Origin of the sequence: Cohnella hashimotonis, assembly GCF_030014955.1 — a bacterium.
Classification (GTDB): Bacteria; Bacillota; Bacilli; order Paenibacillales; family Paenibacillaceae; genus Cohnella; species Cohnella hashimotonis.
In genome coordinates this window covers 1,376,149-1,400,795 of record NZ_JAGRPV010000001.1, presented here as the reverse complement: position 1 = coordinate 1,400,795, position 24,647 = coordinate 1,376,149, and the positions used below count along the sequence as shown (strand labels likewise).

15 protein-coding genes are annotated in these 24,647 nt (G+C 59.5%); all 15 read right to left on the bottom strand.

The window, feature by feature from the left end; genetic code table 11:
- Positions 1-7: 7 nt before the first annotated feature.
- Positions 8-1,153, bottom strand: a complete 1,146-nt coding sequence (locus KB449_RS05470; RefSeq protein ID WP_282907404.1) for a CgeB family protein — start codon at positions 1,151-1,153, stop codon at positions 8-10.
- Positions 1,146-2,309, bottom strand: a complete 1,164-nt coding sequence (locus KB449_RS05465; RefSeq protein WP_282907403.1) for a CgeB family protein — start codon at positions 2,307-2,309, stop codon at positions 1,146-1,148. Before KB449_RS05465 ends, KB449_RS05470 begins: the two co-directional genes overlap by 8 nt.
- A 187-nt stretch (positions 2,310-2,496) precedes the next feature.
- Positions 2,497-7,530 (bottom strand): glycoside hydrolase family 78 protein, encoded by a 5,034-nt coding sequence (locus KB449_RS05460; protein ID WP_282907402.1) that lies wholly within the window; start codon positions 7,528-7,530, stop codon positions 2,497-2,499.
- A gap of 1,105 nt (positions 7,531-8,635) precedes the next feature.
- Positions 8,636-9,832, bottom strand: a complete 1,197-nt coding sequence (locus tag KB449_RS05455) for an S-layer homology domain-containing protein (RefSeq protein WP_282907401.1) — start codon at positions 9,830-9,832, stop codon at positions 8,636-8,638.
- Positions 9,833-10,220: 388 nt separating this feature from the next.
- Entirely contained in the window at positions 10,221-10,508 is a 288-nt protein-coding gene (locus KB449_RS05450) for a hypothetical protein (protein ID WP_282907400.1), read from the bottom strand.
- A 160-nt stretch (positions 10,509-10,668) separates the two neighbouring features.
- A complete protein-coding gene (locus tag KB449_RS05445) occupies positions 10,669-10,959 on the bottom strand; it encodes a hypothetical protein (protein ID WP_282907399.1) in 291 nt (96 codons plus the stop codon).
- A complete protein-coding gene (locus KB449_RS05440) occupies positions 10,956-11,294 on the bottom strand; it encodes an alpha-helical endospore appendage domain-containing protein (RefSeq protein WP_282907398.1) in 339 nt (112 codons plus the stop codon). Before KB449_RS05440 ends, KB449_RS05445 begins: the two co-directional genes overlap by 4 nt.
- A gap of 30 nt (positions 11,295-11,324) precedes the next feature.
- Complete coding sequence (locus tag KB449_RS05435) at positions 11,325-11,612, bottom strand: nucleoside-diphosphate sugar epimerase (protein ID WP_282907397.1); 288 nt, start codon at positions 11,610-11,612, stop codon at positions 11,325-11,327.
- A gap of 499 nt (positions 11,613-12,111) precedes the next feature.
- A complete protein-coding gene (locus KB449_RS05430) occupies positions 12,112-13,479 on the bottom strand; it encodes a glycosyltransferase family 2 protein (RefSeq protein ID WP_282907396.1) in 1,368 nt (455 codons plus the stop codon).
- 44 nt (positions 13,480-13,523) lie between these two features.
- Positions 13,524-14,492, bottom strand: coding sequence for a GT-D fold domain-containing protein (locus KB449_RS05425; RefSeq protein ID WP_282907395.1), 969 nt, complete (start codon positions 14,490-14,492; stop codon positions 13,524-13,526).
- A gap of 32 nt (positions 14,493-14,524) precedes the next feature.
- The gene (locus KB449_RS05420; RefSeq protein WP_282907394.1) at positions 14,525-15,250 is read right to left on the bottom strand and encodes a sugar phosphate nucleotidyltransferase; all 726 of its coding nucleotides are present in this window, start codon (positions 15,248-15,250) and stop codon (positions 14,525-14,527) included.
- A 13-nt stretch (positions 15,251-15,263) separates the two neighbouring features.
- Positions 15,264-15,923 (bottom strand): glycosyltransferase family 2 protein, encoded by a 660-nt coding sequence (locus KB449_RS05415; RefSeq protein ID WP_282907393.1) that lies wholly within the window; start codon positions 15,921-15,923, stop codon positions 15,264-15,266.
- Entirely contained in the window at positions 15,889-16,887 is a 999-nt protein-coding gene (locus KB449_RS05410; protein ID WP_282907392.1) for a hypothetical protein, read from the bottom strand. Before KB449_RS05410 ends, KB449_RS05415 begins: the two co-directional genes overlap by 35 nt.
- A 191-nt stretch (positions 16,888-17,078) precedes the next feature.
- Positions 17,079-18,005, bottom strand: coding sequence for a glycosyltransferase family 2 protein (locus KB449_RS05405; RefSeq protein ID WP_282907391.1), 927 nt, complete (start codon positions 18,003-18,005; stop codon positions 17,079-17,081).
- Positions 18,006-18,176: 171 nt separating this feature from the next.
- Complete coding sequence (locus KB449_RS05400; protein ID WP_282907390.1) at positions 18,177-24,392, bottom strand: WIAG-tail domain; 6,216 nt, start codon at positions 24,390-24,392, stop codon at positions 18,177-18,179.
- Positions 24,393-24,647 lie beyond the last annotated feature (255 nt).

Genomic DNA, 24,647 nt, shown 5'->3' with positions numbered 1-24,647 from the left:
AAAAATGTTACGCCAGCGGGATCGTGGCCAAGTCCAGCAGCTGCGACAGACGGGACACGTACGTGTGGTCCCGCAGCGTCCGGTACAGTCCGCGAAGGGCGATCTGCCGACGCTCTTCTTCGTGCGCGAGGTAATAATCCATCTTGTCGGCCATGTCCTGCGCCGAGTCGTAGGTGACGATCTCGACGCCCGGCGTATAAAACTGGGCCAGGTCTTCGCGGTTGTCGCTCATGAGCAGCGTGCCGCAGGCGGCGATCTCGAAGGTTCGCGGGTTCGGCGAGACCGCCGGGATATTGTAGAGATTGCGGTTAAACGTGCTGTCGTCGTGCGCCCGGTGGACGTTGATGACGATCTTGTGCGCATTGTATTGCTCGGCGGTCTCGAGCGGGCCCATCCATTTGCCGAGGTCGATCCGATCCCGCCAGCGCGGGTAGTCCGACAGCCGATCCCACCATAGCCCGGACAGCTTGAAGCTGCGTCTCGCCATGCGCGGGAGCAGCTCCTCGAACAGCCGGATCCGATTCCAGTAGGCGCTGCCGATGAAGCAGATGTCGCCGCGGATCTCGTGCCGCGGATTGCGCGGCCTGAAGTCGGACGTGTGGACGCCGAGCGGCAGGTAGTGAACGCGGGCGCAGCCTCGCTGCTCGTAGAACGGCACGCAATTGCGCTCCAGCGTGAACACGAAGTCGTAGTGCGGCGCCAGATCCGCCGTCACCTCGGTGTAGTAAGGATCGTCCGTGAACCAGATCGCGGTGCGAATGCCCAGGGAGCGGAGCGTGTCGATCGTGGAAACGGGAAAATCCAGTCCGTCCAGCACGATGGCCAGCGCCGGCATCTCGCGGGAAGCGTAGCCGACGATATCGTCCTTCGGCGACAGCACGGACAGCCGGGACACGAGCTGCATGAGCGTCTGTCCGACCGCTTCGTCCAGCGGACTGTACGGGAAGCCTTTGCCCGAGGTAATGAAGAGCACGTGTAGCTCCCGGATATAGGAAGGCACGATCGTACGCTGGACGATCGACTCGCATTGGCCGTACCAATACCCGTGCTGCCAGCCCAAGCCGAATGCGTCGACGCCGGCCGTAGCGCGGCTGCGTCTCTTTCTCGACGCCGCGATCGCTTTTTTTCTGCGTACTCCGACGATCTTAGCCAACCGTCCATCCCTCCCCTGCGGGCGGCTTCGCGGGATCAGCAAGCCCGATCGTATCGAGCAGCCGCGTCACCCGGCCGACGAACGTGTGCTCGGCGCGCGTCCGCCGATAGCCCCGGGCCGCTACCTTCAGCCGCTCCTCTTCATTGCGCAAGTAATAATCGATGATTTCCTTCAGTTCTTGCGGATTGGAAAAGGACGCCATCTCCTGCCCCACCCGATAGTACTCGGGAAGCTCGGGACGCAGGTCCGTCAGCTGCAGCGTGCCGCAGGACGCGATCTCGAACGTTCGGGGATTAATGGAGTGCCCTTCCCAGTGACGCGTGTTTTTGTTGTCGCTCAGCGGCTCCGTCGTCCGATGCATGTTGATGACGATCTTGGCGCCGTTGTAGTACTTGACCGTCTCCGGCACCTCGATCCAGCCGCTGCGGACGAACTTCGACAGCTGGCCGTAATGGCGCATCCGGTCCCAATGGCTGCCCGCGATGAGCACCTTCTTGTCTTTCAGAAAATCTGCGATGCTGTCGAACAGCTCGACGCGATTGTGAAAGGCAACGCCGATAAAACAAATATCCGTCCTGTATGCCTCTTCGACGGCCATCGGCTTGAACAGCTCCTGATCGGCCGCGAGCGGCAAATGATACGCCTGCGCGCATCCGAGCTCCGCGTACCGCGCCACGCAGCTTCGCTCGTGCGTGAACACATAGTCGTAGCTGGGTGCGATCTCGGCCGAATCGGCCGATACGTACGGATCGTCCACGAACCAGATCGCCGTCTTGATGCCAAGACGCCGGATTCCTTCGACCTGCTCCCGTTGATTGGCGGGAAACGTATGAAGGCCGTTCATTACCAGCACCGCGTCGGGCCGGTAGATCTCCGCGTACGACAGCATCTCCGCCTGCGGCGCGACGATGAGGTTCGTCGTCGCGCCAAGCGCGGCGACGACGCCTTGATCGATCGCGTCGAAGCCTTGGGGCACGTACATAACGCGCCAAGGCCTGCGAGGCGCGGCGGGGGGCGGCGTCTCGTCCGCGATCCGACGGCAGGCGCCCAGTCTCCAGCCTTCCAGCCAACCTTGCCTGCGCCCGGCCGCGGCTTGCTGACCGGACCGTATGCGCCTGCGAAGGCGTCTTCCTCTGTGTCCGCGCTTGTACGGCATGTTCATCACCCGGATACAATATATGCGCCTCTCTCGGACAGGACGTGGACGCATATCCATCCGCAAGCGCCAATTCGGGGCGATCGGCCCCGGACAAGTCGCCTGTTTCCCGTGACGATTGTCCGTGCGCAAGCAAAAACAGCCCCGGAAAGGCGCTATCCCTTCCCGAAGCTGTTTTTCACTGTTTTTATTGAACGCGATGCACGTTCACGAAGCCGTCCACCGTGCCGGTCACGCGGACGACGACCGACGATTTTTTGACGACGCCGTTCGTGTACACCGCCGTGAATTCGAACGCGTAGTCGCCTTCCGGCAGTTCCTTGAGCGGCCCTCCGAATTGCTCGCTGCCGAGCTCGCCCTTCCATGCTATGGGCTTACCCGGTATGACGGCTTGCAGCGCCGCCTTCAGCCTTGGTCCCGCTTCGGCCGTGACGGTCGCGGCCTTCGTCGACGAAGCGCCGGTGTCCGTCGTCGCCGCTTCCAGCACGAATTGCTCGCCTGCCCAGAACCAATGGGCCGGCCGCTCCTTGCCCGGATGGTCCGCATTGTAGCGCTGACGATTGTCCTCCCACGCCGCAGTATGCAGCACCTGACCCGTTACGCCCAGCGGCGCGACCAGGATCGTCTTGACGACTGCGACCGCAGGCGCCTTGCCGTCGCTGACCGTCAGCCGCACCTTCCAGTTGCCCGGCGTTATCGCGACGAACGTAGGTCCCGCGCCGCCGTAAGGCGGCATCCGCTGTTCGTTCACCGTGCGCTTCACGCCGGACGGCGACTCGATCTCATAAACCACGTCGAGCCGGTCGCCGTCCGGATCCGACAGAGTCGGCAGCAGCTTGACCGTATCGCCCTCCCAGACGGGAGACGGCGTCCAGGTCAAGTCCGCCGTCGGCGGCTTGTTCGTCGCAATCCGGAAGTAGTGCGGCGCGCTCCAGTTCGACCAATCCATGCCGTCCATGACGCGCACGTATGCATAATAGGTCGCATTGTCCGCGAAGTCCGCCGCTGGCGTCCAAGCGAGATCAGACCCGCCGATCGTTCCGGAATCCCGGTAGAACGTACCGTCGGCCTTATAAAAATGAAGCTGATACTGCGTCTGCGGATCGCCGTCCCCGTCGCTGTACGTCCATTTGAACGCCGGCCGGAGCGTCTCGTATATCGTCGGCGAGGCCGCGTTCGTGCTGGCCGGTTCCGTTAGATCGGCGGCAGGCTTGCGGTTTACGATCGATACATTCCGCGTAGCCTCGGCGTAAAGACCGAAGCTGTTGATGACGATCTGACGCACCTGAAAAACGCCGAGCGAGCTGAATTCCTTCATCCAGCTTGTTCTGACGTCGCTCTGCAGCGATTCCGGCCCGCCTGTCGTCACATTCTTTATATAGTAAGCATGCTCCACGTTTTCCCGGGCCCCGTCCTGCGGATCGCTGGCCGTCGAATTGAACGTCACGGCCGTGAACCGATACTGCGTCGTCGGCGCGATCGTAAAGCCCGGATTCGGCGGCAGCGGCGTGGAGCCGCCGGCGACGATCGTCTGCGTGGCCCAATCGGACCAGGCATTGTATTCGTCGCGGACGGACAGTTCAATTATGTATGTGCCGCCGAACAGCTTGGCCGGCTTCAGCTCGATATAGGTCGTGCTGCCGGCTGCGCGGTACCGGTACCGATACTCGAGCACGCCGCGCGTCGCCTGGTAGTTGATGCCGGTGTTTTCCGTGGAGAACGAGCCATTCGCCGGATTGTAACGATCCGGGTCGTAGGAAGCGTCGGCATAGGCGATCGTACCGTTTGAATTCCAGGTCGCCGTAAAGTCCGCGATCGGCCTGCGATGCACCCGGATTTTGCCCGTTACCGTGTTGGACTCCTGGCGATAGGTGCTGAATGCAGTGTCCGGATAGCGATGCGACGGATGCGGATCGTCCTTTGTTTTATACGTGAATGTATAGTCACCTGGGTACGGGAAGCTCGTAACCGGCGCATTCAACGTCTGGCCGCTAAAGGATGCCGTTCCCAGCGGCTGCAGCAGCGCGTTCGGATTATGCGTGTACACCCATGTGCTGCTTGCCGTCAGTTGCGGATCGCTTTCTTCGTCGGCGTAGGACAAGGTGTAGTTCACCTGTTGGCTGACGAGCGCGATGCCGTCGATCTGTCCGTAGCCGGCCGGTGTCGTCTCGGTGGATGCGCCAAGGAACGAAACGTCCTGCTGAGATCGATTGATAATCCCGAACTTGCCGTCCTTCCAGACGGATTCGTTGATTGTCGCTTGAAAGAGCCGGTTCACATAAACATCGAATGTGTTGCTGCCTGGTACGATTTTAACGTCGTACACCTGATTGGCAACCATCGGAAACGCTTTGCTCCAAACGATGCTCGCGGTGCTGTTCACCGTCTTCTTGACGCGCAGCTCGCTCGCTTCCCACTCAACACTATAGTAGTTCCGATCGTCGCGGATCCGGAAAGCAATGCCCGTTCCTTTCCCATCCGGCGCAGCTGCTTTTAGGCTTGCTTTTAGTGTCTGGGTGGCTGCTACAGACGGTCCGCTATTGAGGTCAGGCGTTGAATCGCCGACTTCCAGCAGCATTGGCTTTGTCATGGCACCGTTTGTGCTTACAAGAAATTGCGCGTTCTCGTTGGAATATCCATCCCGAACTTCAATGACAAAGCTTTGGTTACCGTGAGGGTGGATATACGTTGGAACGTAGTACCTATGGATGAGAGCCGTTTCTCCCTTTGTTACGGTGCTAAACGTATCTGGATCGATGACGGCATAAATACCGTGATAACCGTCTGTTCTTCTAACGATTCCCCATAAAGTGACGAGACCATCTGTGCCGACAAACATATAGTCGTAAATGTTGTAGGTGTTAACGTCTAGATCGAACTTTTTTACGAGAGTGCCGTCCGCACTAAATACCTTGACTACGTAATTGTTCGTATAGACGTCAGTTGTGGAATTCAAGCCGCCGGTCCATATCCGATTTTTCAAATCCATCCCCAGGAACGGATTTGCATACTCGTTGACGTCCTGGCTCCGCGTCGAGATGCCATTAAGAGAGATTTTATAGAAATGCCAAATGTTTTGATTGCCCCAGTCCGAACTATAAACATTTCCTGCGTTGTCAAATCCAAAGACGCCACGTGGAGTGTCATAGCTAGTGCCGGAATAAGGTCCGCCAACAAGAGCTCCGTCGGTCGTTCTGACAACTCTTAAACCCTCATTCGTATTCCCGTTGGATGCGATTACCGCCGTACCTGCGCGCTGAGAGAACGCGACGGGGTGGTAATCTAAGTTCATGTTCGCATTAAACCAGACCCCTTTTGGATTTAAATCAAAATCATATTTTTTAAATCCAACAATTATCCCATCGGAAACACCGGCAACGATGTCAGACCAATAGGCGACATCGCTGCTCGCAATATCAACTGAAGCAGCCTGAGTACCCGTTTCTCGATCCAAGGCGATAAGTTTGGGATTCATCCCTGAAGTCGTACTATTCGTCCAGAAGTAAAGTCTGCCGTGATGACTTAAGATCCGACTATCCTGGCCTGGATGATTATGACCCTGATAATTACTCGTGAGGTGCATAGACGGTGTGCCGACTATATTTTTTGACCACTTTACGGTGAAGTCTTTATTGTACGCATACAACATAGAGTCAATAGGCGTTCCCCATTGCGGATCATAGTTTAACGTGGTCTGAACATACGTATACTTCTCATCCTCGGTCCAGCTTATAATGCGGCCCGGCAGCCCCATTTCAAGTTTAGAAGTGCTTAACGAGCTTTGAGCGCTCTGGAACGGGATGGCGTTTGGATTATCGAATCCAAACGTGGTGCCGGCAAATACGCCGTACATATTACCGTTATTCATCGTTGTTGTGAAGTAAATCCCAGTTCGAGAGCCATTGTCTTCATATTTCTGCATGATAGGCGTGTGAGCCTCAGAGATATTCCCCAGCGGCGTGCGCACTTTGGTTTTCAGGATGCCGTTCTGAATCTCCCAGCTGGACTTATCGCCTACAACACTGTTGTTGAGGTTGAAAAACCGGCCAGTATTGAACAAGTCGCTCATCAATATCGGTGTAGACTCAGGTGGGTCAGAAAGATCGGAATTTGCTTTGACGTCCGCGATCGGCGCAATGTTCACGACGTTCAAGGTACGTTCGGCGACAGCTTGTCCGTCCGTGTTACCGCATTTCCCGTAGTCCTCGCAGACCGTCTCCTGGAACAAATATTTGCCGACCCGACTAGGCGTGAAAGTGAAACTGTCGGCATCGCCGTTCCCGTTGACGACCGTTTGCCAAGCATCATTTGCAAAACCGTCATTCGCTGCGTCATACTTCATTTCCATCTTGTGCGAAATGATCGTGTCATAGTCCGGGCTGTAAGCATTGCTCAGAATCGTGACTGAATTCAGACGTGTGCTTTCTTCCGGTACAGAGAGTGTATCGATCGGTGGATTATCGGGCAGCACGTTAATGTTCTTCGTCGCCAAGTCCGACCAGTGATTCTCCTCGTCTCGTACCTTCAGCGTTACCGTCTCCACGCCGGGCGTCATGTACTTGTCCAGTTTGTTCGTCCAAACGTACTCGACCAGCTGCAGACCGATCGGGCTATAGGACATATTACCGTGGATTGGGGACGGCAGCGCCCGCCCTTCCTTGACGTTTAGCGGAGCCGTTATAATGGCGACCGGCTTCGAATCGGCGACATTTAACGTCGCATAGGCGGTGTAGGTTGCTCCCTTTAGGTCGACAACCGTCATCGCTACCTTGTGCGCCCCAAGCTCGGCGGCCGTGATGTTGTTGTAGCTGTTCTGCTTGATATTTCCGCCAAACTGGTCCGGTACCGTCTTGAGCCAATCAGTGCTATCCGTAAAGTTCCAGGATTGTACTTCGACCCAATCATCGGGATAGTCCGGATCCGACATGCTCGTGATGATAAGATCGATCTTCGATCCTTGGGCAACGATGCCGGTCGGCGTCGTCGTGCCAGCTTTTACCCAGGAGATCGTTGCTACCGGCGGATGATTTTCGCCTGGCTTAGGCGTTGGTATCGGTGTAGGCCCTCCTCCGCCAGGATTCGGATCCATCAGGTAGAGCTCCTTCGGTCCGACCCAATCGCTGCCGCAGCTCGTATTGATCTGCATATACACGTCGTGCGATACGCCGGCGAGTATAACATAAGGGTACTTGGCGAGCGCGTATACATCGTCAGTCGTCATGCTGTTTATCGCATTTCCGGTATAGACCTGGCTGTTTCGTTCAATTCGGAATTTGATCGATTGGAAAGTGCAGCTGCCGATCATTTTGATATCTTTCGGATGCAGTCTGAAGGTGTCTCCGTATGTAAGCGTGCTGTCTGGAAGGATATCGAAGTCGCCTTCAAAGCCGTTGGTTGGTTGCGTTTTTGGTTCGTAGTTAATTGTGATGCTACCTTTGTAGGCGTAGGTTGTGGCTTTCCATGTGGTATCAAAAACATACTTCCATTGTCTTTGTTCAGCCAGGCCAGATCCTGTGCTTGTAACCGTATAATCTCTGGCAGCTCTGTCATCGCTATAGTTTAAAGATCTCTTTCCTACAAGAGTTCCAGTTCCGCAAGTCGCGCCTTTTCCGAAACTAATGAGAGATACTCCTTTGCTTACTGCGGTAGCACCAGTTATTTCCAAGCTACATTTTTCAATTGAGGACCATGGAATGGTTTTCCCAGATGATAAAGTCATACTATCGATTGGCGGAACATTTGGCGAGTTGCTTACGGCCTCGCCGTTAGAGTACCGCATATGATCTATTGGGCCTGTGGTTCCATCGAGATAGGTTACACTCGATGGAATTGTCCCTGGGCACGATGAAATGCTGCCTGACATACACCCTGATCCGGATTGTGGCGTCCATTCAATTTTAGTGGCAGAAGTTGACCCTGGTCTTGTTGCGCCGGCTCTCCACCTTTTCCCATCCGATGTTCTATCAGCAGTAAAAGCTGGGTTTGATAATCCGATTCCTGTGAGGGGGGTTGCCTTTCCGGCCACGCCAGTTAGCTGAATATACCCGTTCATAATTGTTGAATTGGGGCTGTTAACAACTTTCGATGTTCCGTTAACGGTCAAGGTATAGCTCTTGATGGTCCGTCCAGAATATGTCGGTACCTTTGAGTCGACGGTAGTGGTAGGTAGATAAGCTATGTCATCAATAATTTGATTTTCGGCTGCGCCGAATTTCAGAGTTAGCGTTTGTGTATCTGTAGATGCAGCATCCGATAATAGCGGATTGAATGTCCAAATAGAAGAAATTATACAGATGAGAAGGATGTATGAAAGAAGTTTTCTCATATTACTGCTGGACCTCAGTTTCTCCAAACATCAATCTGTATCCGTTGAAAGTAATTAGCATTGGAACCTTCTTCTCTGGGTGTTGATCAATAACAGATTTGTCAATGACCATCATGTACCATCCGCTTTGTGTAGCGATTTTGTCCAACCACATAGCGTTCAAGATAGGAAAGGCATTAATATTTTCGTCCTCATAAACAAGATGGTATCCCCAGCTTTGATTAGGGATGACGCTGTCGGTATTAAAAGAATAAAGATTATGCCCCTGCACCGCAGGGTTTTTTATCGTAATATGCAAAGCCACGACGTAAGCTTTGCTTTGGATGATTTTAACGTCCGGATAACGTACAAGTTTTTTGAATTTATTCCGCAACGGCGACTTAGGATCATCCAAATCTACAATGATCATTTTATTGAGCGTTACTTCTACTTTTGTTTTGATATCTAACTTGTACGGCAAGGTGACTGGTTTTGTGCCCCAAATTTCTTCCAGGTTAGTTCCTTTATAGATGATGGCCGCGTTCTGCACGGCATTCTTGTCCGCCGTCAACTTGCCCCCCGCCCGAACCGTCGAAAGCCGTTCGATCACGGCCACGGCCTCCGCCCGTGTCGTCGTTCCTTTCTCGTTCAATGTACCGTCCGCGATCCCGCCGATCAGCCCGGCCGAAGCCGATTTAAATAATGCTTCGCCATCCGTTACCTTCTTACCGCGAACGGAATCATCTGTGCCGCGAACAAGCAGCTTGGACATTTCCGTGCGGTTCATCTGACCGTCCCAGGCCGTGCCCAGGTCACTATCCTGCAAAAGCGCAGCTGCTTTCAGCGCCGATACGTACGGCGTGTACCACTTCGCGCCTGTAGCGGCGGGCTTAACTGGAAGGTGCAGCGAATCCGAGACCATTTTCACAAATTCCGCGCGCGTAACTTCTTTGTTCGGCTTAAATGTGCCATCCGGGTATCCCTTAATGTAGCCTTTGCTAACTGCGGTCTCGATCGCTTGCTTGGCCCAGTGGCCGCCGATGTCGTTCAACGGTACGGATCCATTAGACGTTATTCCAGCTGCCAGATGGTTTGCCGTCGAAGCGCCGTATGCGTCAGCCGTGTGCATGAGTACCGCCGTCAACATAAAGGAAATAAATATGAGTCGCAAGGCGCGCCCCTTTTTCTTCATCCGTTCGAATTGTTCCATACCCAACATTACGAATCCCCCGTTTCTCATGATTGATGATTTGCAAAATCTAATTAGTTGTTAGAAGACATCTATTCCTGCTCGAACCCCCTGCAACTGGTCCGACAGTTGTTAAAAGGCATCTATTTACCGGATATCGCGCCTCCCGCACCCTATTCGGAACTATTAAATGCTTTTTGACAACTATTCGTCGCCCTCCCACCATGAACGTTAAATTAGCTGCCTTTTAACACTTATCGCACATGGAGGCGGGATAGCGACGATGCGGCGACCCTTAAATAAGCATAAAAAAGGAAGCACGAGAGATATCTGGCTTCTCTGCGGGTGCTTCCTCGCATTTGTTTATCCTATTTTTGGATAGTATATAATCAATCGGCAAATTTCGTCAATAGTTCATTTAAACCTGCTGATCGTACGCCAGCTGATGTCCGTCTTCGAAGCCTTTGGCAAAACCGGCGTTGTACCCTTCGTTGTACGCCTGGTTGAAGCTGGCACCCGGGTTCGTCGTTTTCCGTCTCCGGCTTCTTACACGGCTGATCCGCCGTTTGCCGACGGCCGCGCCAGCGCGTTTCTTCAGACCGCTTCTTCGCTTGACCAAACCGGCTTTACGCCGCAGCGGACGGACTCTTCGTCCCGGTTTCGCCCGACTCTTTTTACGCAGCGCGTGTACCCCCAGCGTCTCCATAGCCGCTTCCCCTCCAAGATCGGATTAAGCTCTTATTTGCCAACGCCGATGCCAACGCCAAACGCACCAACCTTGCCTCCCTGCCGAAGAGACTCAATGTCTCCCCCCGGTCTGCCGCCAGCATCGCGAGCGCACTAGCGCCCGCCCGGCTGCCGTCGCCTCAGCGATCTCGCACAACGGTCAGCCGAACGGCCGCCGCCTTCTTCAACCAAGGACCTGCCGGCCTCCCCTGCTTGGGCGGCTTCCAGGAAATGCCCGCCACGCTTCTCGCCATCTCGGCCTGCAGACCCGTCAGCACGCGCACATGCTCGCGAAGCGCAGCGGCTGACGGCATGCCCGCCGCGCTGATGTCGGCCGCGCTCTCCAGCATGCGCGCCATCGCTTCCTGGCTCCTCGCGATCGCCTTCAGCATGGCGAGCTTGGCTTCCCACTCCGCGTTCAGCCGGCTCATCCTTCCGAGTTGCTGCCTCCGAAGCCGTCGAGCAGTCCGGTCAGACCGCCTTCCTCTTCGTCGCCGGCGGGCGTGAGGATCGTTTTCATGCTGCGGTTCATGCCCTGGCACAGCTTGGTCAGACTCTCAAGCAGCTCCACGTTCTGCTCGTGAATTTTCAGAGAGGTAGACAGGTTGGACGCATGATCCGGGATCGAGTCCGTCGTGACGTGCATGCACAGCCAGTTGCGCACCTTCTCCGCCTCGAAGGCCTTCGCTTCCAGGATCATCGCCATGTTCCACTGCATTTTGGCGATCGCGTTTAATGTATTGTAATAGGCTTCCTCTCTCGTCATCGCCGATCTCCTCCCTGCGAAGTCCGCCCGTTATTCCTCGTCGGGAATGTTCGCCGCCTTCACGATCTGCTCGAGGCTGTCCGCCAGCGCGTCGTGCATATCGGCCAGTCCGACCACATAAGCGATAATATTTTTGGTGACGTCGGCCGAACCCTCCAGCAGTCCGTCCAATCCGCTTAATTCGGGGTGCATATCCGGTATAGCCGTGACCATCTGCGACATCCGGACCGCGACCTGACGTTTCGCATCCATAATGCGTGCCATATGCTGGTGGGAATGGGACAGGTGAACCGCCACTTCGGTCAACAAATCTTGCATGGTTCCGCCTCCCCGCCTCCGCTCATTGCCATCGTGTACGTGCCCATCGTATTCGTGCCGTTCGGCGTTGTTTCATGCCTCCAACATCTTATGCGGCGCTTGCCCGTTTGCCACACGAAGACCTCTCGCTTATGGGAAAATGGAGTCTAGGCGACATGGCGAAACTTCCATCTTCAAGCGCATATAAGGCCTTAAAAGCCAAAAAGCGAGCCGATCGCCTCGGCTCGCCTCGCATTCCGCCATATCGCTTATCCGCACCGTCACTTTGCGCACGCGCTCATCCGCACCGTCACTTTGCGCACACGCTCATCCGCACCGTCACTTTGCGCACACGCTCATCCGCACCGTCACTTTCCGCACGCGCTCATCCGCACCTTCACTTCCCGCACGCGCTTATGCGTCCCGCCACTTTCCCGTACGCGTTTATCCGCGCCGTCACTTTCCCACGCGCGCTTAATCGCCCTGTCACCTTCCCGCACGCACTCATCCGCACAGTCGTTTACAACGCTTGAAGCAGCTTCGGCAGCGCGATGATCGGCGCGCCTCTGCGCCATCCGGCAAGCGCGCCCTCCGATACCTCCGCCATCGGCTTAAGGTGAAGATTCCAGCTCTTGAGCGCGGCGGGACCGAGCACGCGCCGGGCCATATCGCCCTCCAGATGATAGGCGGTCCCGTCCGGCAGCAGCGCGACGGCGCACGCCCGTCCGTCTACCGGCTCGGCGTCCTTGCCGTGCCAGCGGAAAGCCGCCTCCGCCGCTTCGATCGGGTCCCCGACGGGCCATCGGCGCATATCGATGCGCGAGAGCTTGACGGCCTCGAACGGCAGTACGCCCGTGACGAGCCTGCGCAAGCCGCCTTCCACCCAATAGACGTCGGCATCCGCAGCCCGAACGGCGACGCCATTTGGAAACAGCTCGCTGATCCCCAGCGCCTCCGCGCGCTCATCCGCTGCAGACGTGGAAGCGACGATGCCCGCGTACTGCTGCCAGCCCCGCCATTTATCTAGATAGTAGCGCTCGTTTGCCGTATGAATGCGGAGGAACCCGTCGCCCAGCGCCCGGATGCTGACGCTTCCGAAGTGGTGGATGAACGTGTCGCCCGCGATCACGAGACGTTGGCCGAGCAGCCGCACGCGAATGTCCCAGTCGTCGTCCTCGAAGTTGCCGAGCTCGAAGCCTTCGTCCAGATAGCCGATTTTCAGAAACGTCTCCCGCCGCATCAGCACGCAGAAGCCGACGAGCCGGTCCGTATCCTGCCAACGAGTGGGGTCGAGACGGTTGAAGTTTGACGCGAACGACTGCATGTCGTCGATATCCGTATACGGAACCGGAATCTGTTGTTCGCCGCTAATGAAGTTCGTCACCGGCCCCACCATGCCGATCCCAGGATCGCTGTTCAGACATGCGAGCAATTGATCCAGCCAGTTTTCAGTGACGAGGGTGTCGTTGTTCAGCAGCATCAACGTCCGTCCCTTTGCCATCATGAGTCCGATATTGCAGGCGCCGGCAAAGCCCAAATTACGTTCCATAACCCGGTACCGCACGGCCCCGCCGAGTCTCGCCAAATATTCGGCAGTCCCGTCGGTCGAGCCGTTGTCGATGACGATGATTTCGTAGGAAGGCTCCGTATGCCGCACGATGCTGTTCATGCACTTCGCGAGCAGCTCCCGTTGATTATAGGTAGGAATGATAATACTCGTGCCGTCGAAAAGCGTGTCGAAGCTCGCAAGTCCCGCCTGTACGCCTTCGCGATATCCGTTGCCGTAACCGTCCTGATAGCCCGGAGTGGCCCGGACGCGTGCTGCGCTGCGCCGGGATCGCGGCCGAATGGCGCGCCTGCCTCCGCGAGAGACCCGATTTTTAACCATCTGCGCCTGCCTCCTTTCCTGAAGACTGAAGCGTCGTCCCGACGCTATTCTCCCGCGGGCGTTGCCGTCCCGCCCAGCCTGTCTGCCATATGGCCGAAGTCGAAGGCGGCTTTGCCGGTCCGCTCGGCCAGCAAGACGCAGATCGGGACCGCCGCGACGCCCGCGGACACGAGCGCCAGATCGAACGGCACGGCGGCCGCCCGTTCCACGGCGCTGGCATAATCCGCGACGCCGTCCACCGGCACGACCGTATGGACGACCTCGAGACCGGCGCCGCGCAGCGCGCGCGCCAGCGCCTCCGCGCTGTTGCCGACGATGACGATCCGCTTGCCGGCGGCTAGCCTCATCAAAAGGCCCGACTCGTGCAGCGCATAATTGACCATAGAACTCGTTAGGCGCAGCGACTCCGGCGGTACGCCGTTGCGCCGGAGCGCCTCGAACAGCAGCGGCTGGTAGTTCGGTCTGCGCGACAGCGGCACGCCGACGACCGTCGCTCTGCGAATGGCTGCCGCGAGTACGTCTCTGGCTGCGCTGTCCGGCGCAGCTACCCCTGCATACGAGAGAAAAGGACTTTCCCGAGCGATCTCCGCCGCCGGCTTTAACGTATCCTGGGCCAGCGTGAGCAGTTCCCCGTCTCCCAGCCGGACGACACTGTACGGCCGACCGCTCGCGAGTGCGTCTTCCAGCTCGTTGCATAGCTCCTGCGGACCGAGCAATCGAATGCTTCGCGTCAGCACGTGAGGAATTCCCGCTGCGAGAACCTCGGCCACCGAGATGTCGGGCACGATCCGGTCGCCCGGCAAGGCGGCCTCGAGCAAGCGCTCGCCGCCATCGTAAAGACCCTCCCGGTAGCCTTCGTCATAGCCGGGGGACTCCCGCTGCTGCGTTTCGTTAGCGGCTCGGACCGAGGGCCGCAGCTTCCTGCGCCGCATCCGCCCCTTGCGCCCGGGACCGCCTACGCCTCGCCTGCCGCTCCATTTGCCCCTGCGGGATACCGCTTTAGATCGCCTCAAGGCCGCTCCGCCGCGCCCGCGGGCGATCCTTTTCAAGGCAAGACGCCCTTCAGCTTCCCGCTCGCTTCCTCGAGCGATTCGAAGGTTCCCGCGTCGTTCCACCAGCCCGACAGCTCGCGGAACGTCAGCTTGCCCGCATGGGCGTAGGCGTTGTTCACGTCCGTGATCTCCAGCTCGCCGCGCTGCGAGGGCTTGATCCCGTCGATGATGTCGAACACGTCACTGTGATACATGTAAAGGCCCGTCACGCAGTAAGAGGAGGCGGGATGCTCCGGCTTTTCTTCAATGTGCAGGATCTTGCCTCCCGCTTCATCCATCTCGGGAACGCCGTAGCGGCGCGGATCGTCCACCGGGTAAAGAAGGACCATCGCACCTTCCGCCTGGCGCTGGAAATCGTCGAAGTACGGCGCGACCGACTCAGAGAATAAATTGTCCCCGAGCAGCACCGCGAACTTCTCGCCCGGATGCAGCATCGGGCGCGCCAGCTCCAGCGCTTGCGCGATGCCGCCCGCCTCCTCCTGCACCCGGTATACGATCGAAACGCCCCAGTCCCGACCGCTGCCCAGCACCTCGACGAAGCCGCCGAGCGAGCTGCGCCCCGTCACGAGCACGATATCCCTGACCCCGGCCTCGCGCAGCCGCGCGATGCCGTAGCAGATCATCGGATACCTGCCGACGGGCAGCAAATGCTTGTTCGTCCAATACGTGAGCGGCTTCAGCCGCGTTCCTGAGCCGCCTGCCAATATTACGGCTTTCAAGGCCACCCCTCCTTCAGATTTTCGCGAGCGAATCCAGACTCCATTTCTCGGCAAACGCCCGCCTGTCCAGCGCCATAGCCCCGATAAAATCGTCCCCTTCGCCGTGATCGGCTCCGTCGGAGCGGCGGACGATCTGCCCGCTTACAGGCTGCGGATCGCATCCGTTCAGCCTTGCGCGCAGCGCATAATCCGCGAATGCCCAAGCCCCGCTGCGAAACCGGGTATCCAGCAGCCCGATCTGCTCCATTGCCTGCCTGCGCATCGCAAGGCAAGCCCCGCCGTTGTACGCCTCGAGGGCGCTCGTCCCGTTAAAGGCATCCTCGGGCGAGCCCGGAAGTATAGCTACCCCTCCGCGACCTCCTGCGCCGAGCGCCTCCTCGACCGCAGACAGCCAGCCGGGAAGGACGATCCAATCTTCCGCGAGCAGAACAATACGGTCCGTCGCCGCGAGCCGCAGCCCTCTGTTGCAGGCTTCGGCCAACCCGATTGCGCCGGGCAGCGCAATATAAGCGATGCCGCTTCTTACGCACCAGGCTGCCGTTTCCGGCGAACGTCCCACAGCGACCACGATCATATCCACCGCGCGCACGGCATGCTGCCGGACGGCACGAATGCACGCCGCCAGACGCTCGGAACGGTTAAAGCTGGGGATAACCACTGTCGTCCGTAACAAGGCCTCCCCCTCCGATCGCCTGGCGGTTGCGCTTATGATCCGGGAAGCCCAGTCTCGCGCCCCGCATCGACAAGCAGTCCCGCCAAGCCGCCGTATGATCGCTTCCGGCGGACACCGGCACATCCCGCTCTCCCGAGAAGGGAACGCCGTCGCACACCGATACGCGCAATCCCAGGACAAGCGCGGCCGCCTGCGCTCTCGCGGGAATCCCGAGCGCTTCCGTTCCGATCGCGTCGATCGCCCGCCGCGACAAGGCGAAGGGTACGCCGCCGATGGCGTCGGCGCGAAGATCCGGTCTGCCAAGAGAAACGTTGAGGAACTCCCGCAGCCAGGAGGCTTCGCCTCTGCGGTCGAAAGATCCCTCGTGCGACGTTCTGTCGCTGAGCGCCGCATCCGTGCCTGCGTCCGTCCGCACGAGCAGCGCGCCAAGCAGTCTCGCCGGGCAGAGTTTCGCGCCGTCCGCGAACAGCACGGTGTCCGCGCCCGTCAGCCTCGCGCCGGCCGCGCGGGCCGCATGCGGACTTTCATACCCCGCCGGCGAATGGACCACGACGATACGGGGATGCGACAGCAGCGTCTCCAGCACCGGCTCGGCATCCGCTCCCAGCACGACAACAATCTCTTGGAGCGGCAGCCGTTCAAGCTCGGCCAGCACCGCCTGCAGCGGCGCCGCCCTGCCATTGGCATATAAGACGGCGGAAGCCGAACCCTGCAGAGGCAGCAGCTCGCGCTGCATCGCCATGCCGGTGCCCTGACGGATGCCGGCGGCATAAGCCGGGCCGTATCGATAGAACCGCATTCGCCCCGCAGCTCCTGCCTCCGCATGTCGGTTCGCTTTTTCCGCCCATGTTCGCTGCGCGTAATCGCTTAGCGCCTCGAGTGTGCCGTCCGGATGGGCCGAGCGCCACGCGGCGCCGTCGACTGCGCCTTCGTGCCGCCAGTGCATGGCGTCCTTGCCCGTCATATCCGCGGAAGCGACGCCTCTTTTGACAACTCTTTTGGCGACTCTTTTGAGAAATCTTTTGGCAACTCCTTTGGTGACTCCTTTGGCAACTCCTTTGGTGACTCCTTTATAGAAACGTCCGCGCGCAGCGGTTATACGTCGGTAGACTCTTTTTCGCGCGGGCCTGGCGCCTCTCAAAGCGGTTCTTCTCCTCATGCGCCGTCACCTCCGCGCGGGGTCGTTTCTTGCGGCGGCTGCCCGGCGGTTCCGTCGCTCTTCAGCCACCAGCCGATCGCCTCGAGATGATCCCCGATAATAAGCGGCTCGAGCGATCCTGTACGCTCGCGCTTCGTCCGCGGCCTGTTCAGCATGCCCACGTCGATATGCCGCACCCGCTTGACGGTCATGCCGGCATGGAGCGCCTTCGTCATCGCGAGCGGCGGCACCGCCAGCGCCTCCGCGCCGATCGCGGCCAACGCGCGGCGGCTGATTGCATGAGGCACCGCGGTCATGGACGCCCCCTCAAGATCCGGCCTGCCGAGCAGCGCGTTCAGCGCATGCTTCGCCAGGATGACATTGTGTACGACCGGACGCTTGCGCGGACCGGAATAATCGTTCAGGGCGATATCCGTGCCCCGTTCGATCGCGTTCGCGAACGCGCGCAGCCGGGCGGCGGGAATGACCATATCGGCGTCAATGAACAGCAGCGTGTCGCCGGACGCCTCACGCGCGCCGACGGCCCGGCCAACGTCATGGCCGAGAGGACGGTCGAATACGAGGACGCGCGCGCCGCTCGCACGGGCGATGGCCAGGGAGCCGTCGGTGGAACCGTTTAGCACGGCGATGACTTCGGTACGCGGATGAACGCGGTACGCTTCCCTGATGACGCGCGCCAGCGTCCGCTTCTCGTTCATCACCGGAATGATGACCGATACTGCGGGCGGCCGCCACGCTTCCTCTCCGCGAGCGCCTGTCCGGGTCGTTTGCGCGCGAGAATCAGTCGCAGGACGCGTCGCCGCCGCGCGCGATGCCTTGCCTGGCGCCCGTCCCAGGCGAGCTGGGCGAGCCCGATTTCGGCGGACAAGCTGCCGGATGCGCTTGGGACTTGCGGGTCTGCCGCTACCGGTCCGGTGCTTCATCGAATCCCCCCCTGTCAGGCAGCAGTGTACAGGACATCATATGTGCAACGTGTCCATACGCAACGGCACTTGTACGAGAGACAAGAGCCCGTACCATTTGTGAAAAAAGGGGGGACGGCGAAAAGCCCTCGCCGCCTGTATGCGGGGCGAGGGCTTGCGAGCGGACACGTATCAGTTCGCTTTATTGCCGACGGCCAGCCATTGGATGCGGCCGTTCGGGGCGGGTGTCAGACGCGTGCGGCAGACGTCGAACGTCGCCTTATCCGCCGATTTCTCCTTCAGCGAGCAGATGCAGCCCGGATGGTCGGCCATCGCGAAGACGACATACGCATCGTCCGCGTATGGAGCTTCGAACGAGACGGAAACTTCGATGCGGTCCTCAATGCCGCCAAACGCATAGTCGACATGACCGAATGCCAGACCGACGCCGGGAACGGCCGCCGCGACAGCAAGCATCGGAAGCGCCGGCGTTGCAGGCTGGATCTCCGTTTGCGCGAGCTGCAGCTTCGTCGTCTGGAGCGCGCCGCTCAGATCCGAGAGCAGACCGCCAACCTCTGGCGCGAGCTTGTCGAAGGTAACGGCGCCGGTCGCCAGATGCGCGTTATTAACGCTCTCGTCCTGTAATTTATTGGCGCTGACAGCGCCGTCGGCCAGTTGCTCGCAGCCGATTGAGCCAGGCGCAATCTTGTTTGCGGTGACGCTCCATTCGCCGAGCGCTTCCCGCTCGACGCAGCCTTCGCTCAGGTGATAGGCCATAATAGCGCCTTGACTTATATGACCAGCATTCACGCTGCCTTCGGCCAGCTTGCCGCCGTCGACCGACCGCTCCTCGATGTGGATGTTGCCGACACTCGCGGCCGCCAGCTTGTCGAAGGTGACGGCGCTGTTTTCAAGGTGATTCGTACCGACCGCAAAGTATGCGATCGCAGACGTATCGACGCTGCCAGGAGCCAGCTTATCGGCCGTCACGCTGCCCGCGTCCAAGGCAAAAGCTCCGAAGTTCACGGCGAGTTTTTCTGGCGTCACGCTGCCGTCGGCAAGCGCCGACGTGTCCACGCTGCCTGCTGCCAGCTTGCTCGTCGTCACACTGCCGTCGGCCAGCTTCTCTTCATTTACGCTGTTGTCCGCCAAAGCCCACGACTCTACGCTGCCTGCTGCCAGCTTGCTCGTCGTCACGGCGCCGTCGGCCAGCTTCGCTTCGTTTACGCTGTTGTCCGCCAGAGCCCCCGAGTCTACGCTGCCTGCTGCCAGCTTTCTCGTCGTCACACTGCCGTCGGCCAGCTTCTCTTCATTTACGCTGTTGTCCGCCAGAGCCGACGAGTCCACGCTGCCTGCTGCCAGCTTGCTCGTCGTCACACTGCCGTCGGCCAGCTTCTCTTCATTTACACTGTTGTCCGCCAGAGCCGATGAACCCACGCTGCCCGCTGCCAGCTTGCTCGTCGTCACACTGCCGTCGGCCAGCTTCTCTTTATTTACACTGTTGTCCGCCAGAGCCGACGAGTCCACGCTGCCTGCTGCCAGCTTGCTCGTCGTCACGGCGCCGTCGGCAAGCTTCGCTTCGTTTACGCTGTTGTCCGCCAGAGCCGACGAGTCCACGCTGCCTGCTGCCAGCTTGCTCGTCGTCACACTGCCGTCGGCCAGCTTCTCTTTATTTACACTGTTGTCCGCCAGAGCCCACGATTCTACGCTGCCTGCTGCCAGCTTGCTCGTCGTCACACTGCCGTCGGCCAGTTTCGCTTCGTTTACGCTGTTGTCCGCCAGAGCCCACGATTCTACGCTGCCTGCTGCCAGCTTGCTCGTCGTCACACTGCCGTCGGCCAGTTTCGCTTCGTTTACGCTGTTGTCCGCCAGAGCCGATGAACCCACGCTGCCCGCTGCCAATTTGCGCGACGTCACGATGCCGTCTGCCAATTTTGCAGAAATTATACTGCCATCAGCAAGGACTTCCGAATCTACACTGCCTACTGCAAGCTTGCTCGTCGTTACAACGCCGTCTGCCAATTTCTCAGCATATACACTGCCATTGGCCAGGGCCGTTGCACCCACGCTACCTGCCGCCAACTTGCTCGACGTGACGCTACCGTCGGCCAGCTTCAATTCGTTCACACTGTTGTCCGCCAACGCCGCCGCATCCACGCTGCTCGCAGCCAGTTTGCTCGACGTGACGCTGCCATCCGCCAACTTGGCTTCATTAACGCTATTGTCCGCCAGCGCCGCTGATTCCACGCTGCCTGCCGACAACTTATTCGCCGTTACGCTGCCGTCGGCCAGCTTCGCTTCGTTCACGCTGCCATCCGCCAGCTTCGCTTCGTTCACGCTGTTGTCTGCCAACGCCGCCGATTCCACGCTGCCTGCCGACAACTTATTCGCCGTTACGCTGCCGTCGGCCAGCTTCGCTTCGTTCACGCTGCCATCCGCCAGCTTCGCTTCGTTCACGCTGTTGTCTGCCAACGCCACCGATTCCACGCTGCCTGCGGCCAACTTGCTCGACGTTACGCTGCCGTCAGCCAGCTTCGCTTCGTTCACGCTGTTGTCCGCCAACGCCGACGCATCTACGCTGCCTGCAGCCAGCTTGCTCGAAATAACGCTGCCGTCGGCCAGCTTCGATTCGTTCACGCTGTTGTCCGCCAACGCCGACGCATCTACGCTGCCTGCAGCCAGCTTGCTCGACGTAACGCTGCCGTCGGCCAGCTTCGCTTCGTTCACGCTGTTGTCCGCCAACGCCGACGCATCTACGCTGCCTGCAACCAACTTGCTCGACGTAACGCTGCCATCCGCCAGCTTCGCTTCGTTCACGCTGTTGTCCGCCAACGCCGACGCATCCACGCTGCCTTCAGCCAACTTGCTCGACGTAACGCTGCCATCGGCCAGCTTCGCTTCGTTCACGCTGTTGACCGCCAACGCCGCCGCATCCACGCTGCCTTCAGCCAACTTGCTCGACGTGACGCTACCGTCCGCCAGCTTCGCTTCATCAACGCTGTTGTCTGCCAACGCCGCCGCATCCACGCTGCCTTCTGCCAACTTGCTCGCCGTTACGCTGCCATCCACCAGCTTCGCTTCATCAACGCTGTTGTCTGCCAACGCCGCCGCATCCACGCTGCCTGCCGACAACTTATTCGCCGTTACGCTGCCATCCGCCAGCTTCGCTTCGTTCACGCTGTTGTCTGCCAACGCCGCCGTATCCACGCTGCCTTCTGCCAACTTGCTCGACGTAACGCTGCCGTCGGCCAGCTTCGCTTCGTTCACGCTGCCGTCGGCCAGCTTTGCCGCGTTCACGCTGCCTGCTGCCAGCTTGCTCGCGATTACGCTGCCGTCGACCAATGATACGGATTCGACGCTCCACGCGGCCAGTTTGCCTGCGGTCACACTGCCTGCGGCCAGCTTAGCTGCATCCACGCTGCCGACGGCAAGCTTATTGGAAGTGACGCTGCCATCCGCCATCGCTTCAGTCCCTACGCTATCCGCAGCCAGCTTGCTTGCGTCTACGCTGCCCGCAGCCAGAGCTGCCGCATCTATGCTTCCCGAGGCCAGCTTGCTCGACGTAATGCTGCCATCGGCTAAGGCGAAGGCGCCTACGCTACCAGCAGCCAGCTTGCTCGAAACTACGCTGCCGTCGGCCAGCGCTGCCGAATCCACGCTATCGGCGGCCAGCTTGCCGAACGTCACGCTGCCCTTTGCCAGCGCCGACGAACCGACACTGCCGGAAGCCAGCTTATCGGATGTCACGCTGTCTTCCGCAAGTGCCGCCGATTCAACGCTGCCCGGAGCAAGTTTGTCGGCTGTGACGCTGCCCTCGGCCAGCGCCGACGAGCCCACGCTGCCTTCCGCCAGCTTGCTCGAAGTGACCGCCCCGTTCTGCAGCTGGGCGGCGCCTATCGCATTCGCCTGCAAGCGTTCCGCGCCGATCGGCGCACCCGCCTCCGCGATCGCTGCAAGCAGAATCGGATCCAACTGACCGGGACCGACAGCGCCGGATCCCAAATGCACGCGGCCGACGGCGCCGTTCGCGATGCTCGAAGCCGTGACGCTTGCGTCGGCAAGTTTGTCGACCGTTACTGCGCCGTCAGCTAGCTTCTCCTCGTTTACGATGCCGTCAGCGAGCTTATCGGACGTCACCGAGCCTGCGGCCAGCTTCTCGGCCGTTACGGCATTGGAACGAAGATGGTAGGCCGTAACAGCAGCCTCCTCGATCCGTTCAGCATCGATACGGCTCTCCGCCAGCGCTGCAATTTTCAGCATATCGGACGACAGGTGGCGGAGAGATACCGCACCTCTGCCGATATGGATCCCCCTCACAGCTTCCGACTGCAGCTGCGCTTCTCCGACGCTCATGGCGTCCAACTGCGCCCAGCCTACGGCACGTTCCGCCAGCGCTTCGCGCGTTACACTGCCCTCACTGAGCTTTTCGGACGTTATTGCCCCCTCTGCGAGCGCTGCGGCATTCACGCTTCCCACGCTCAAATGACGGGCTTCCACGGCGTCGTTTGCCAGCTTGCCGGCCGTCACGCTCGATTCGGCCAGTTTGTCGGCCGTGACCGAGCCCGCGATGAGCGAATCCGTGCCCACGCTGTCGTTCGTCAAATGGTGCTCCGACACGGCCCCCTCGGCAAGCGCGTCCCCGGTGACCGCCCCGAATCGCAGCTGCTCGGCGCCGATCGCGTCTTGTGCCAGCTTCGAGTGTCCGACGCTGCCTTCGGCCAACTGCTCCGGACCGACCGCGCCTGGTTGGATCGCTTCTCTGCGTACGCTGCCAGCAGCCAAATGCACCTCGCCTACCGCGCGATCCGCGAGCTCGCTTCCGCCGATTGCGCCTTTGGCGATGGCCGGTCTGCTTACCGCGCCGGCTGCAATTTTCGCGCCGGTCACGCTGCCGTCCGCAAGCTTCGCGCCGGAAACGGACAAATCCGCGAGCTTTTCGACCGTAACCGACTCAGGCGCAAGCTTCAGCGAAGTCACGACATGATCGTTCAGATGATGAGCCGCTACCGATCGGATGGCCAGCTGCTGCCCGCCGACGGCGCCGTCAGCCAACTGATCCGCGGTTACCGCGTTTACGCGAATGGCTGCCGTATCCACCGCTCCGATCGCAAGCTGTTCGCCGCCGACGCTCCCTTTGCCGAGGTGAAGCGCTTCGATCGCGCCGGGCGCGATATGAGGACCTTGCACGGCGCCGCCTGCGATTTTAGGTGCGATGACTGCACCGTCCGCAAGATGCACAGAACCTACCGCCCCATTTGCAAGCTGGTCCGCAAGCACGGAACCTGCCGCCAGGTGCGCCGGTCCGACGGCGCGTTCGGCGATTTTGGCGCCGTTTACGGCACCGTCTGCCAGTTGGTCGGCGTTTACGGCGCCCTTAGCCAGACGATCGCCGCCGATCGCGCCGGCCGCGATATGCTTGCCTTGCAGCGTTCCGTTCGCGACATGGTCAGCCAGAATAAGCCCCGCCGTCAGGTGCTCGGCTCCGATGGCGCCTGCGGCGATCTTCGCTGCACCTATCGCGCCATCGCGAATCTTCAAGCCGGTCACGGCGCCGTCCGCAAGTTTGGCGGTATCCACGCTTTCGTGCGCCAGGTTTTCAGTCAGCACGGACCCGCGCTTGATTTTGTCCGATGTGATCGATTGCTCCTGCAGCAGCTCGGACGTGATGATCGATAACGACAGGTGCTTGGCTTCAATAGAACGCTCGGCGAGCTTGTCGCCGCTGATGATCCGGTCGGCCAGCTTCTCCGAAGTGATGCTGCCGTCCTTCAGCTTGTCGCCCGTGACGGACTTGTCGCGCAGCTTTTGGCCCGAGACAGCGTTTTTGGCCAAATGCTCGCCCGTGATCGTCTCTTGCGCAATCTTCTGCCCGCTCACCGATCGGTCGGCCAGCTTGATTTGAGAAACGGCGTAATCGGCCAACTGCGCCGTTGTAACCGCCTCGCTATCGATGTGGGAAGTACGAACGGCGCGAGGCGCAAGTTTGCTTTCCGCGACGGAAGCATCCGCCAGATCGTCCGTATAAACGAGCGGCTTCGGTTTGCCTGGCAGACGCTGCTCTAGCAGTCTATCGTAGCGTGCCTCCCGGTTGAAGGCAGGGGAGGGCGCTTCATTTGCCGTGGTCTTTTGATTGGAGACGGTGACATTCGAGGGCGCTGCCGCATCGCGCTCGGCCTCTTCTTTTTTCGCGACGTCAGAAGCGGATACTCCCGTTTCGGATACGGACACGAATTCATCGGACCCGAAGGTGGCGTTCGGCTCGTTTGTCTGTGCGAAGTTGTCTAACGGTTCTGCCGTCACAAAGTCGTTCGTCGGCCCAGGCGAAAAAATGTCGGAAGGCACGCCGTCGATTCTTGGCCGATACTTCGTGTTGCGCCTGGCCTGGCCTTCGTCGGTACTTCTCTTCAAAGAGGGTTGAGCGGCTTCCTTCGAAACTGGTGGCTGGTCCGCCGTAATGCCGGACTCCTTGCGTATTGCCGGAACATCCTCAGCGGAAACGGGCGCTTGTTGTTCCGTCGCAGGTGCAGCACTGTGCAGTCCGACCTTCTCTTGTTCTTCCGTGCGCAGCTCTTCGACCCATTTTAATTCCTGTTGGTTGGGGTTATCTACAAAGTATAGCGGTTTTCGAGCCGGCCGCTTCTTTTTTCCCGATTTGGACGTCTT